The sequence below is a fragment of the Clostridium beijerinckii HUN142 genome, from assembly GCF_000621745.1.
Classification (GTDB): Bacteria; Bacillota; Clostridia; order Clostridiales; family Clostridiaceae; genus Clostridium; species Clostridium beijerinckii_A.
Genome location: NZ_JHXK01000029.1, coordinates 33,447 through 47,574, shown reverse-complemented (window position 1 = coordinate 47,574; position 14,128 = coordinate 33,447). Strand labels below are relative to the sequence as shown.

Annotated in this window: 14 protein-coding genes and 1 pseudogene; 3 read left to right on the top strand and 12 right to left on the bottom strand. The window is 28.6% G+C overall.

From position 1 onward, the window contains the following. Window positions 1-961 precede the first annotated feature (961 nt). The 12 genes and pseudogenes from T483_RS0113675 to T483_RS0113620 form a co-directional block, all read right to left on the bottom strand. A complete protein-coding gene (locus T483_RS0113675) occupies window positions 962-1,975 on the bottom strand; it encodes a WYL domain-containing protein (RefSeq protein ID WP_026887368.1) in 1,014 nt (337 codons plus the stop codon). Continuing rightward, complete coding sequence (locus tag T483_RS0113670; protein WP_026887367.1) at window positions 1,959-3,263, bottom strand: helix-turn-helix transcriptional regulator; 1,305 nt, start codon at window positions 3,261-3,263, stop codon at window positions 1,959-1,961. Before T483_RS0113670 ends, T483_RS0113675 begins: the two co-directional genes overlap by 17 nt. A 226-nt stretch (window positions 3,264-3,489) precedes the next feature. After that, window positions 3,490-4,008: a GNAT family N-acetyltransferase gene (locus tag T483_RS0113665; RefSeq protein ID WP_026887366.1), complete on the bottom strand. Its 519-nt coding sequence runs from the start codon at window positions 4,006-4,008 to the stop codon at window positions 3,490-3,492. 488 nt (window positions 4,009-4,496) lie between these two features. Continuing rightward, window positions 4,497-5,588 carry a leucine-rich repeat domain-containing protein gene (locus T483_RS0113660; RefSeq protein WP_026887365.1) on the bottom strand — a complete coding sequence of 364 codons (1,092 nt, stop codon included), beginning with the start codon at window positions 5,586-5,588 and terminating at the stop codon, window positions 4,497-4,499. A gap of 220 nt (window positions 5,589-5,808) precedes the next feature. Then, on the bottom strand, window positions 5,809-6,258 hold the full coding sequence (locus T483_RS0113655; protein WP_026887364.1) for a flavodoxin family protein: 450 nt from the start codon (window positions 6,256-6,258) through the stop codon (window positions 5,809-5,811). Window positions 6,259-6,530: 272 nt separating this feature from the next. Continuing rightward, on the bottom strand, window positions 6,531-7,793 hold the full coding sequence (locus T483_RS0113650; RefSeq protein ID WP_026887363.1) for a sensor histidine kinase: 1,263 nt from the start codon (window positions 7,791-7,793) through the stop codon (window positions 6,531-6,533). After that, the gene (locus T483_RS0113645; RefSeq protein ID WP_026887362.1) at window positions 7,786-8,466 is read right to left on the bottom strand and encodes a response regulator transcription factor; all 681 of its coding nucleotides are present in this window, start codon (window positions 8,464-8,466) and stop codon (window positions 7,786-7,788) included. The genes T483_RS0113650 and T483_RS0113645 overlap by 8 nt, the downstream gene beginning before the upstream one ends. Continuing rightward, window positions 8,459-9,013: a hypothetical protein gene (locus tag T483_RS0113640; RefSeq protein ID WP_026887361.1), complete on the bottom strand. Its 555-nt coding sequence runs from the start codon at window positions 9,011-9,013 to the stop codon at window positions 8,459-8,461. The genes T483_RS0113645 and T483_RS0113640 overlap by 8 nt, the downstream gene beginning before the upstream one ends. 263 nt (window positions 9,014-9,276) lie before the next feature. Next, window positions 9,277-9,819, bottom strand: coding sequence for a hypothetical protein (locus T483_RS0113635; protein ID WP_026887360.1), 543 nt, complete (start codon window positions 9,817-9,819; stop codon window positions 9,277-9,279). A 302-nt stretch (window positions 9,820-10,121) separates the two neighbouring features. Beyond that, a complete protein-coding gene (locus tag T483_RS0113630) occupies window positions 10,122-10,592 on the bottom strand; it encodes a hypothetical protein (RefSeq protein WP_026887359.1) in 471 nt (156 codons plus the stop codon). Between the two features lie 182 nt (window positions 10,593-10,774). Next, window positions 10,775-11,198 (bottom strand): annotated as a pseudogene (locus T483_RS29135) (VOC family protein). 183 nt (window positions 11,199-11,381) lie between these two features. Then, entirely contained in the window at window positions 11,382-12,077 is a 696-nt protein-coding gene (locus T483_RS0113620; protein ID WP_026887358.1) for an MBL fold metallo-hydrolase, read from the bottom strand. A gap of 360 nt (window positions 12,078-12,437) precedes the next feature. Here T483_RS0113620 and T483_RS0113615 point away from each other — a divergent pair, with 360 nt between their 5' ends. From T483_RS0113615 to T483_RS30145, 3 genes are read left to right on the top strand one after another with little or no spacing between them, the layout of a single operon-like run. Further along, window positions 12,438-12,770 (top strand): PadR family transcriptional regulator, encoded by a 333-nt coding sequence (locus T483_RS0113615; protein WP_012059745.1) that lies wholly within the window; start codon window positions 12,438-12,440, stop codon window positions 12,768-12,770. Window positions 12,771-12,773: 3 nt separating this feature from the next. Next, on the top strand, window positions 12,774-13,013 hold the full coding sequence (locus tag T483_RS29130; protein ID WP_051560384.1) for a permease prefix domain 1-containing protein: 240 nt from the start codon (window positions 12,774-12,776) through the stop codon (window positions 13,011-13,013). Window positions 13,014-13,070: 57 nt separating this feature from the next. After that, the gene (locus T483_RS30145) at window positions 13,071-13,394 is read left to right on the top strand and encodes a hypothetical protein (protein ID WP_026887357.1); all 324 of its coding nucleotides are present in this window, start codon (window positions 13,071-13,073) and stop codon (window positions 13,392-13,394) included. Window positions 13,395-14,128: the final 734 nt, after the last annotated feature.

Genomic DNA, 14,128 nt, shown 5'->3' with positions numbered 1-14,128 from the left:
AATACTCTTATCATCATGTTAAATCAATTTTAATTAAATTGATTTATATCCTTTGCGTCCTACTTGTGAAGAAAAAATTTAAAACAATAAGGGAGAAAACCTAAAAGTGTTCATTGCTTTTATTGCAATTATCTTTACTCCGAAGTAACACCTTCATGCACTTCCCTTAATTTAATTAGATTGTGGAGTAAATCTACCTGAGTTGTTTACACTTAGCTAGCCCAATGGTATCACTCTTCTCTCTGAAATAAAGTTACTTTAGGAATTATTTTAATCTTACTAAAGCATTAAGTTTGTATTGTTTATTTCTAAATTTAAACCATTCCTTTAACTTAATATTTTAATTATAATTTTCCTTTTACGAAGTAACTCAAATATGCGCTGCCACATCTAATTTTAATCTCTATGAAATATGGAGAAAAAAGCTATTTAAGTATTCTGGTGGTGTGTTATCCCTTCTACTATACATATTAAAATATGCAATTGGATTCGAACCAATATTACCACCCCTAAAACGAAGTAACTTAAATATACACTGCCATATTTTTTCATCAATACAACAATTTAATAAGGAGAAAAGTTATTTAAGTATAATCTATTAGTGCTCTACCTGCTGAGCTACTCACAACTTTTTTAAGAATTATGAGACTGGAATCGAACCAGTGACACCTATATTTAAAACGAAGTAACTTAAATATTCACTTCCTTATTGCTTTGTCCTCTCGACTACAATACTTATTATATTATTTCTATAATTTTCTTACAGACAAAAACTTTGCATCTTTTGAATTATAATCCATTAGTACCAGTAAAATGTCAAACACCTGTCTCAATAAAAATAATCTAAATACACTTAAGTAGCATATATACTGTAAAACAAAAGAGCCCGAAGTCTTTTTAACTTCCAGCTCTATTTCTTGATTATATATAATTAAGATAACTTATTTATATTTTCCATACCTTAAGTTGTTTCATACATAAATGCTCTTTTAATCTTATCAATAATAATCTCTCTAACCCTATTAGGCGCCTTTACTTTAACATATGGACCTAAGGACATTATTTTCCTTATAACCTCATCTTCTTCAAAGGTATAATAATAAATATCTATTTCATATTTATTTTTTGAAATGGTTCTAGAATTTCTTTCAAATGAAGAAAAACTCATAAAACACCTTTCCATAGCTCCCCTAATATCTTCAAGTTCAATTGTAATTGGAACTTCTGAGTATTTCTTTTCCTTTAATTTCTTAAGAACATCTTTTCTTTTTATATTCGAATCTACATTATTGGCTATTTTAACTTCCTTTAAGGTATGTAAATTAACTAATATAGATCGTTTCTCATCTAAAGAATATAGGGATGCTCTAAATTTATCATCTTTTAATGAATACTCAATTCTAATTGGAATTGCTAATTGGTTATTATATTCATTGCCGTTTTTATCTACATTAGAATATAATATAGGCTTCTCATTAATTATACCTTCCAAAATAGTATAGAAATCCTTACTTAATTTTTCTAAATCAATATCAAAGCCATTTTGTACTTTATTTGTAAATTCTATTATTTGATTACTTCCCTTTTCTTTCATATCTGTCAAAGCTGTTTCTAATTTTTTTAAGGTTTCTTTTCCAAGTAAAGCTTGTACTACTGGTTCCTTAATCATTCCATTAAGCCAGGATTTTTCTAGCTTTGAAAATCTGACTTTAAGAGGTATACTATCTTCACTATTTAAAATACTATAATATTTTCCTTCTCTTTCTTCTAAAAAATTGAAATTATCCTCTTTACCATATCGATTTAAAATCATTCCTTCAAAAGTTTTAAAGTCTTTTCCTATTACTTTTTCATCGTACTCCTCGTCTTCAATAAGCCTTATAATTTCATCTTTATAAAGTCCATTTTTTGCTAGATTTAAAATTCTAAACACTAAATGAAAATATTTATTTTTATATTCATGAAATAACTCCATAATTATTTAGCATATCCTCCCAATCCTTTTTTATTTTCTTATGAAGATATCTAGGTGAAATAACCTTTAAATAGCCACCATATTTTCTAATCCACGGAATCATTTCACAAGAATCATTTACTATCTTTTTAAATAAATATTTAGTATCACTTATCTTCTCAAAAGTGCAATCCCCAAGCTCCCCTTTTATCTTTTCAACTATATAATATTCATTTAAAGAATCAATATTAACTTCAAATTCAACTTCTTCGTATGGAGTATCAGCGTTATGAGGCACACTTGAAAAACTTTTTTCCATAGCTAATTTATACTTTTCCTCATATTCCTCATAATTAAATCTTGTTTTTAAAACCTCAATATCATCTTTCCTATCAAGCCTAGCACTAATACATCTTCCAGTGCTAGTAAACGAAAAGACGTAGAACCTTCCACATTCAACATCGTATCTAAGCTTAAAAGGCCTAATCACTTCATTATCATACATCTTGACACGAGTGGTTTTGCAATCATTTTTAAATCTTATCTCATTCCTATTTTCAATTGCTCTCATAACTTTCAAAATCAATTCTTCTTCAATTACAGGATGAAAATGCAGGTTTTTATATTGAAAACAATTCTTATCCTTTGGTATTACATTTCGTTCAAATTCTAAATAATCCCTTAGTGTATCAAAAAAATAATGTCCACTTACATTAGGAAAAATAATATTTTTATATAAATCCACTATATTGTAAAGCTTTAGAATTTCTTCATTATCAAGTTCTTTTAGTATATCCTCTGAAATGTAATACTCTTTAACCCGTCCATTCTTCTTAACTGATACGATTTCCATAGAATTTGCTAATTCATTAAGCTTTCTTTCTATAGTTTTACTACTTATATTTTCATAATCAATCAATTCTTCACTTACCAGTTCATTTTCAATATCTGAAAAGGCCATTGGTTTATTTTTATAATTTAAAATTAAAAGCAAATAATAATATAGGATAATATCAGCTTTAGTAAAACTCTTGCTCAAATATGTATTGACTAAAAAGTTTTTCGTATTTGAAATATCATCATAGCTTAAACTTAAAAGTTTATTCTTTCCATCTTTATCTATCTTAATAAAATCCTTCTCTATATATTGTTTAATTCGGCGCATCTCATAACTAACTTTTCGTGAGCTCCCATGATTTTTACTTTCTAAGTCACCTTTTGAAAAACATCCATACAAAAAAACGTCCCTAAGTATTGAACGTATTAAATCATAATGCTTAATAAAATCTGGAAAAATAGAAATCCCCACCTTTGCTTAATCAATATCTAATCAGCCTTTTTACTTTTTAACTTAGCTACTTTTGTTTATGAATCATCCAATTTCTTTTATAATATATATGTTGCAATCCACAGTGCACATTTCACAATTCACAATCACGGCTAAAACTCTTGCAGTATTTTTAGAATTATGATGAAGAATTATTTTTGCTATATATATATACTTATTTTCATGGCAGATAAATTAGAATTTGGCACTATAATGATTTTTCAAAGCACTTCAAATCTTCCCATATTACATTTTGAAAATGAAATTTTGTTGTACCTACATAAACATATCCAATCTTAGGATATAGCGTTGCAGCTGGAATATTGCCTTCATAAGTATCAAGGCGAATAACTTTATATCCTTGCTCTTTAGCGTATTTTTCAATGAATTCCATCATTATTTTTGCTTTACCTTTTCCACTTGCAGAAGGTCGAATACACAAAGTATGAATGACCATAATTTCGCTTGGTTTTGCCTTTGTAACCCACGAAATATTGTCATATTCTTTTGGTTGAATACTATTAAGCACTACGCATCCATATATTCCTTTTTCGTCTTCGCCAACAAACATTGTATTATTATCAATAGCACTCCTTGCATAATCAACTGTTGGATAAAGCCCCTTTTGCCAATTTGTATAAGACACTGTTTGTTCTTCATAATCCAAAATCTCATTATATATCTTTTCTATTTCCAAAATATCATCTACAGTAGCAACCCTAACCATCGTCTTTCTCCTCCACAAATCACTATTTTTTCTTTCACTTATTATAACATATCTTGTAAATACCACACTTCGAAATTTTTAAATAGCATTTTATACCTTTGCTCATAAATACTCTATAGATGACACAATCATAAACTATACTTAGACTATGAAATATATTCCAGCCAGAAATGAGTGATATACTTTTGTGGAATGTTTCATTGGTAATTTTGATGGATGTGATTCTTTGGCTATAAGTTGTTCCAAGTGTGCTAGTTCAAAGCTTGTTCTTTGAAGCTAGCACTTTGGGTGCAACTTTATAGCCTTAGAATCACCCATCAGAGTTACCTAGAAACTGGAACAAAAGTATGTTATTCATTTCGGCGAGTTATATGCATAAGTTCATGTCTTAGTTGGGTTATCTATATGTGAAATAGAACTTTTGCTTATAAAAATAGAGCAGCTTTTAAACCACTCTATAAAGTTATTTATTTAATTATTGTTTATGACTAAACGCTTACTACAATCTTATTTTCATTTACACCAGATCTACGTAAAAGTTGTTTCATTGCTTCACTCTTTACATAAAAGTTTGTATTTTTACATCCACCAAATGCACTCATTCCTATTTGAGTTACACTGTTAGGAATTGTCATACTTGTTAAGTTAGTGCAGCCTGCAAAAATACTAGGTTCTATAGATGTCAAACCACTTGGAATGTTTGCACTTGTTAAGTTTGAACATCCAATAAATGCACTATTTACTATACTTGTTACACTATCAGGAATTTTTATCTCTGTTAAGCCTGTACACCCTTCAAATGCTCTGTAATCTATAGTTTTTACACTATCAGGAATTTCTATGCTTGTTAGATTTGTACATTTACTAAACGCACTATTTCCTATAATTATTACACCACTGGGAATTGTATAATTTTTATCTACTTTTGCAGCAGGATAACATAGTATATTAGTTCCGTTTTTACTATATAACACTCCATCAACACTTTTATAACTTATATTATTATCATCTACAGATATATTTGCTAAGCTACTACAACCTATTAATGCTTTTTCCCCTATAGATTGAACGCTTGCTGGAATATTTAAGTTTGCCAAATTTGCACAGCCATAAAATGCAGAGTCTTCTATGTTTTTTACACTATTAGGAATAATTATAGTTTTAATATTATTGTGTTTATAAAATGTCTTATTACCTATACTTGTTACTGCAACATTATCAATTTTATCTGGAATTACTACATTGCTGTCAGAACCTAGATATGCTACTATTTCACCTGATAATTTACAAAAAGCCCATGCCCCATTTATTGTGACATTTGTAAATTGCCCATCATCATTTAATCCAACTTTATCTCCAAAATCATTTGGCTTACCATGATCCATATAGCCTTTTGAATCAAAAAAATATAAATACCCATCTATTACTCTGAAACCTTCAGCCCATGAGTTTCCTTCTGTATACCACCAGCCTTTTGCATCCTGTCTCCATTCTGCATTTGCTCCTATTGGATTTAATGCCAATACTGAAGCTGCTACTAATGTACTAGCTATTACTTTTGTTAATTTTAATTTTTTCATATTTCTCTCCTATATCCCCTAAAATTTAATAAGTTTTAATAATATATTAAATTTTACCATTCCTGTAAATAATTGTCTACAAACCCCTTAATCCTTTATAATAAATATAATAATCCTACTCGCATTGTCGCACTTTAAAGCTGCATAAAAAAATACCACATTTTCTAAATGCGATATTTCAATCTGTTATTTATTTTTGCTTGTAAATAATGATAAAATATTATAAAGATATAAGTTTTTTAGCAAAATCTTTTGCATTTTGAAAATCCTTATCATTTGGCCTGCCTTTAGCGATTCCACCAATTAATTTAAATGGTCCAAAAGTATCATAACCCTTGCATGCAAAACTACCAACAACATTAAACCCTTTTTCTTTTAGCTTTTGTTCAACAAAATCATTATATTTGGTTTTACCCTGTCCACTCGTAGAAAAAACAAATACTTTTTTATTAGACAAAGTTGGTAACTTGTCAATTAAATCAAGAATATTTTTATGTAACTTTCCATAATATATTCCAGAACCAAAACCTATTAGATCATATTCATTTAGTGTATTTATCTTTAAATCTCTTGTTTCTATTATATCAGCATTTATAGATTCGCCCATTGCCTTTGCTATTTTTTCAGTATTACCATGATGTATAGATGAATAGATTAATAAAACTTTCATGTTAATATCCTCCTAAAAATATACTATAAATCTATTATAACATATTTTGTAATTTTTCAATTGTTCTGTTTTCATATATATGTTGCAATTCACAATGTACATTTCACAATTCACAATTACGGATAAAATTCGTGTAATATTTTTAGAATTATGATGAAGAATTATTTTTGCAACGTATATATTATGGTTAATGGTATTTTAATTTAAATATTATTATATAGATTTATTTTTAAAATATCTTCTTCTGTATTCTTCTTCACTTATACTTTCAGTTAAAAATTTATGGGTCTGCTAGGTAAAAATATTGTTATCCTAGTACCAATGCCTTTTCTACTTAATACAGAGAAATATCCTTTATGTCCATCAACAATCCATTTTGCTATAGATAATCCTAACCCAGTACCACCGTTCTTTCTAACTCTTGCTGTGTCAGCTCTAAAGAATCGCTCAAATATATGTGGTATGTCCTTTTCATCCATTCCTATACCATTATCCTGAATTGAAAAATAAGGTTCCCCTTTTTCATTTATTCCTGTTTTTAGCATTATAACTTCATTTTCTTCAGTATACTTAGCTGCATTTTCAATTAATATTCTAGCTGCCTGCTTAAGTAAACCAATATCACCATGAACTATTATTTCTTCTGAACTGTAGTATTTATATATGTGCTTTTCATCTATCATCTTCGACTCTTCAAGTACTTCATTCATCATATCATTTAGTAAAAACTCTTTAGGGTTAATCTGTGTTTTACCATTAATCCCTCGAGCTAAAAATAGCAGCTGTTCTACTAGATTTTTCATATTTTCAGATTCACTTTTGATAGCTTCAATAGACTCGTTTAATACACTTTCATCATTTTTTCCCCATCGATCCAGCATATTAGCATAACCTTGAATTACTGAAATTGGAGTCCTGAGTTCATGAGATGCATCAGAAACAAACCTTGCTTGTTGTTTATAAGAATCTCTCATTCTTTCCAAAAGATTATTTATTGCCTCCTCTAATCCATGAAGCTCACTATCCCCTGTATATATTCTTTCATCAGAGGTTACAGGGCTAATTCTAGAGATAGCCTCTTCAAGATTTTGGAACTTCTCTTCATCAAAGGTCATATTACTAAGTCTGCTTGCAGTTTGAGCTATTTCATCAAGTGGTTTTAGCGCCCTTCTAATTTTCATTGTTCCAAAGATGATTTCTTTCAATAAGAATATTCCCTCTATAACAGCTATAGATTGAGCTACTCTCTGAATTATATATAAATAACTGCTTGAATCTTTAATCATAGTTTTACCGTTATCAAAAACTACTGTATATGTGGAACTTTCTATGGGAAAAAAGATAAATGTTCTTTTGGCATTTAACAGAAATTCTCCATAGAAATTAACTTCCAAATCAATACACCAATATCCAATAAGAAAGAGTATTAAAAATATATCAATCCAAAGAAACTTTGAAAATAGCTTTCTTACAAAAATAGAATTCAATTTTATTGCAATAGATGTAACATTTTTTGATTTACTAACTTTATTCATCTTTTATAACGTATCCTACCCCACGTACCGTGGATATTATCTTTGTTTTAAATGCATCGTCTATTTTGGTTCTTAAAAATCTTATATAAACATCTATTACATTAGTTTCTCCAATATAATCATAGCCACATACTTTTTCCATTAGTATATCTCTAGTTAATACTATGTTCTTATTTTCCAATAAAATTTTTAGTAAAGTAAACTCTCTGTTTGTTAATTCTATTTCTGTATTATCATACATTACCTTATGTCTCATCTTATCTAAAGACAATAATCTGCAGCTTATTATGTCTGTATCTCTTTTTTCAATAACAGTTCTTCTTTTAAGAGATGTTCTTATTCTTGCTAATAACTCTTCTATTGCAAAAGGTTTTGTTATATAATCATCTGCTCCTGCATCAAGTCCAGATACCTTATCCATAACAGCATCCCTTGCAGTAAGCATTATAACAGGCAAATCTGAAGTTTTCCTAATTCTACGTAATACTTCTAATCCATTTATTTGTGGAATCATTATATCAAGAAGTACTAAATCTGCTTCACCCTTCTCAGCTATTTCAAGGCCTAATCTTCCATTATCCGCCTTTAAGATTTCATATCCTTCATGTAACAATTCTAACTCTACAAATCTTGCAAGCTTCTCATCATCCTCAACAATTAAAATTTTAACCATTTTTAAATCCTCTCTTTAATTTACCTTTTATCTTTTTAATATTTTCTGATATTTCCTTAAGTACATGATTAATCTTATTTATTTCTGCCCTATTTCCTGATATTGAAAACTCAAAATCAAAGAAAAGACCTACTATATATAAAGGTATAACTGCCCAAAACGCAAATATTAATAATACTATAATCACTGTGACTGGAATCCTAAGAAATATCTTATTCTCTTTCTTTATCTCAAAGAAAATATTATTGCATATGTCTATTATTTTGCATACTTTTACAAAAACCCCTTCAAATCTATTATCCTTTTTTGAATTATTATAATTATTCCCTTGATCCTTATTATTAGTTATCACGCCATTTTTATGATTTTCCTTATATTCATTAGTATAAAAGATATTAACCGAAGGCTTTTGAACTTTACCCATGTCTTCTAAATAAACAAACGCATCTAAAATGTCCCAGTTTGACTTTTCTAGCGCACTTTTGGCTTCTTCATAACTTATATTAGCTTCGTTTTTTAATTTTTCTACAAGCTTATAATCTTCCATAGTAACCCTCCATATCCATGGCTATCTGATAAAGTGAAACTTTTCAGGCGGAGTATACTCCAGCTGAATTTAGTTGAACTTATACCCACAAGGGGCACCTAGTACAGTAGCGTGCAGCCGTTATCTCCAATTGGAATAAATGGGAGTGTTACGGATGCTAGCTATCGCATAAATTATACCATTTAATCTAATGCTTTTATATACACCAAATTAGAGGCTTCGAATAATTTCAAAACCTCTAGCACTATACTATTAGACTACTCCTATCCTTTATAGCTTTCTTTAAAATCACTTTTTATATTATCTGCTGATTCTGAAGCTTTATCCAAAATATCATTAACCTTATCAGTATTAATATCAGGACCTGCTATTGAATATTTATATCCAAAAAATAAACCAACTAATAATAATACTGAAACAGGCCAAAACCCGATTATTAAAAGTAACGCTGCTATCGTAAGTGATATCCTTATTGGCTTTTTATTTTCCTTTTTCATTTCAAAATAGTTTTCATTTCCTTTGCTTATAACCTTTCCTATAAACTTAAATATTCTACCAATAATTTCTCCAATGCCCCCACTTTTCTTTTTATGATTTTCCTCATTTTCTTTTTTATTTTCTTCATTATTATCTACAGCCACTTCTATAATTGTATTGGCTCCATTATTTTCAACTTTTCCTTGTCTTTCTAAATAAATTATAGCATCTAAAAGATCAAAGTCACATTCTTGCAACACTTCTTCTGCTTCCTCATAACTTACTTTAGTCTTTTCCATTAAAATTTTAATGATTTCATTTCTTTCCATATTAATCATCCTCCAAAACTTTGTATTGACTTATCATGTTTATATAGTACTTAGAGAAAATTAATCTAAAATATAAGAAAGATTAAAATCAGATTAAAATTGCATAATTTTTTATAATAATTTTATTGGAGCAATTACTCTTAAAGCTGAGCATTTCAATAAAATCTATTGGTCTTGATTTTTTAATTGCCTTACTTCCGTGTATTTCGCGTGCTCCTGTATATTCTAAAATATATTCAAAATAACCCATAAGAATCTTATATAAACATTCTCACAGGTTTCGTTATGATGCAAAATGCAACTTATTTTTTTGTTCCTAAATGTTGAAGATGTATACCTACATGTCCTATGCCAAGTATGATAACAGACGCGATCAGCCAAATAACTTTCCCATAAACACCCAATAACAGAAAAGCTGTGACAGGCAAACTGGCAAGAGGCACAGGAATTCCACAAAAACTACGATAAAAACTTTCTTCTGTATGCTCATTAATAAAATATCTAATCCAACAGATCTCATATAATAACATTAGCAAGAATGATACTATAAGCCACAAACTCCATGTTGAGAATGGAGCAAGGTTAAAATCACTAAAAATCAACACACTGCATGTACAACAAACTTGACCTACTCGCTCAAATGATAATAAAATTTTGTTTTCTTGAACATTGTTATAATCTATAGGTTGATTCTTACTCCAAATTATATTAGGAATAAATAACATTAATAAATATATCAGACCCACATATGAAAATCCTAAACTTCCTAGCATACAATTTCTCCTCTACAAATTACTATTTATCTTTCAGCCTAATTAACATGTAGTTTCATTTATGGCTGACCATTCTACTTACTATTTCTATTGACTCCACGCTTCACCTGAAAAATTAGTATGCTCAGACGATACTCTGTTGTTTTATAATCTTCTTATTTTTAAAGTAGATAAATTGTGATTTATTTAACTCTTTTGAACATTTGATGATTTTCGTTAAACTCAACCAGATCCCACAAGTTACCATATAGATCTTTAAATACTGCAACAATTCCATAATCCTGTTTCTTTAGGCTCTCTCACAAATTCTATTCCTATTTCTCTCATTTCATTATAATCACGCCAAAAATCATCAGTTCCTAAGAAAAGAAAAACTCTTCCCCCTGCTTGGTTTCCTATAAAATCCTCTTGTTCAGGCTTAGATGCCCTTGCAAGCAGTATTGTTGTTCCACTTGAACCTGGCGGAGATACTACTACCCATCTTTTCTGTTGTTCTGGTTGATATGTATCTTCTACTAATTCAAAATGAAGTTTTTTTGTGTAAAACTCTATTGCTTCATCATAATCTTTCACTACTAAAGCAATATGTACAATTGATTGAATCATTATTTATCCCTTCATTAATTCATTAAAATCAATACATAAATCACATTTATCTTTCAACATAATTATCACGAGTTTCATTTATGCTGACCATTCTAATTACTATTTCCATTTACTCCATACTTCATCTGAAAAATTAGTACGTTCATACAAATATATTTTATAATTCCTATAACTCTTCCTAGGTTATACTAGGTCAACTACATTAAAACCTTGTTTCTGTGCTTCCTCAATAAAATTTTCTCCATCAATATGAATACAATAAACTTGATTTCTATATTTGATAGGAATATTTTTACCCAAAACTCTTAATGAAGTGTGTACATTCTCTTCATTAAGACATGCATCATGATAAACTAAATTTCCCGACTCTAGATAAGGAATTAAATCAAAGTTTGTCTCATATGTATCTCCACTATAAAAAATATCGTTTCCTTTATCAAACTCCACTTTGTAAGAATAAGTATTCAATGTCTTGACATGCTTAGTTATCGATGCTGAAAATTTCAATTCCAATGAGTCAATTCTCTTATTATCAGCATTATCCACAATAAAACTCTCACCTTCTTTTAATCCGAGAAGTTCTAAAAACATACTTATTTTTTCTTTTTCATTAAAATAAACCTTAGTCACTATTTTATATTTCCAATAGCAGAATCCTATAAATCCACCTAATGAACCAATATGATCTGAATGCATATGGGTGATTAATACATGTATTTCTTTAATTCCTTCAAGTAATTCTTTTTCCAAAATCCTTTTAAATACAGTTTCACCACAATCTATTAGTAAAAATGTTTCATTTTTTCTTATATAGGCAGCAGTATTTCCTTCTTTAATGTGATAACCTGATCCTCTTCCTAAAAACTCTAATCTATTCATAACTCCCTCTCAGTTCCGTCATATTTATACTTTGCTCATGATATACGCCCAACAGCAGATCTTATAAACATGCTGTAATTTCATTTCTATTATAACATTTTTTAACATTACCTTTCGTAGAATTCACGCAGAATATAATAAATCTTTGATTAAACCTTAACTATCATTTAGTCAAATTCTTTTAAAATTGTCATTCTCCATTTTGAATTCAGTATTTAAACCTGAAGATTTCTTAATAAACTTCTCCTATAATTTATTAGTAATGAAAATATATGAATCTTTTTTCACCATACCTTGCATTATAGAGTAGTCAGTGTTATAGTGTATTTAATGTTATAGTGCGTTTAGGAGGTGAATATATTGGAGATTGATAAAGAAGTCCTGAAAGGATGCATAGATACCATTTTAATAGCTCTACTTAATGATACACCTATGTATGGTTACGAATTGATAAAGAAAGCAAGAGAAATTAGTGATCAAACTTTTGAAATAAAAGAAGGAACTTTATATTTATCTTTAAAAAGACTTGAAAAAAACAGTTATTTAGAATCTTACTGGGATGATAATGAAAGTGGTGGAGGCAGACGTAAGTACTACAAAATCACACCTATTGGCAAAGAATATTTACATAAAAAGAAGGACGAGTGGTCTTTATTAAACAATATAATGAATAAATTTTTGGGAGGAATTTAGTAGATGAAGAGTATTGATCAATTTGTAGATTCTCTTTATAAAGGGGTTGATGGAAATTTAGAAGAAATAAGCGGCTTTAAGGAAGAAATGAAAGCTCATCTTATTGAAACGGTTAAAGAGTTGAAAAAAGAAGGTAGAACTGAAGAAGAAAGTCTCAGAATTGCATATGAAAGATTTGGTGAAATTAAAATAATCAACACTGGATTATTAAATTTATTTCATAAACAAAAGAAATTTATTTGATTCATTTTAATCTCCGCTATAGTTTTCTTGTTAATCGGAGTAACTTCTTATATTTTTATGTCTCAAAGGGATCTAAAATTTCAAAAAGAGCAAAAGATATTAACACAAGGAATATTAGACATTGTTAAAGACAGCGATACTATTACAGAAGAGAATAAGTTAAAAATAGAAGAAATAGTCCAAAAGTATAATTACATTAATTACATTGCTTTATTTAAGATTGAAGATAATTCTCAAATACAGAAAGCAATTGAAAAAGATAGTACTCTAAATATTAATGGTACTTATAGATATCCATTTAATATCAAAATGGCTCAAATAATATATCCTAATGATGCGCAGCAATTAACTTCCCCGCTCAACAGTTGTAGCAACCAATAAGAAATGGGCTGTACAATATGAATATAAGGAATCTATTTATAAGTATGTTGAAAATTATTCAAGCAGGATAGTATACTCCTCTTTAGATTATTCTACTGCTACTTTTAACTATAAGAATTCACTTTATCTAATTATTATAGGCGGAACGCTTTTTGTATTATGGCTAGGATTTAACATCTATAATAAACTAAGTTTTCGTAAATTTGAGTATTAGTAAAAATGATATAACTTTTCAGCAATTCTTATATTTGCCATAATTATAGATGGATAAATCCATCTATAATTTTTTTTACTCTATTTTACTTATAAAATGTCTTTAAATTATTCTATATATGTTTTTTTATAAAGGTCTTCTCAATTCTTTAATTCCACTTTAATCATTTAAGAACACGCTCTATAAATTTATTATTCTATTAAAACCTTTCTCTGCTGATATTAAGATTTGTTTTACTATTTTAATTAACATAAAAATCTATGTTTTCTTAATTCTATAGCCTTCACCCCGTATTATTTAAGCATATTCTTAAGAATATATATTCTAGTATTCTTAAGAATAAATATTGCTTAGAATGTATATCCTTCACCATATTTATGGTAAAGAATATTAGAATACAGTAGTGCTTCTGGATTGTTTCTATTTGGAATCAGTGCTTATTACCATGTAACACTGATTATAAAGTATATTTCATCCTATTATTCACTTGTAATCAAATTTAACTATCTCTATATGATGA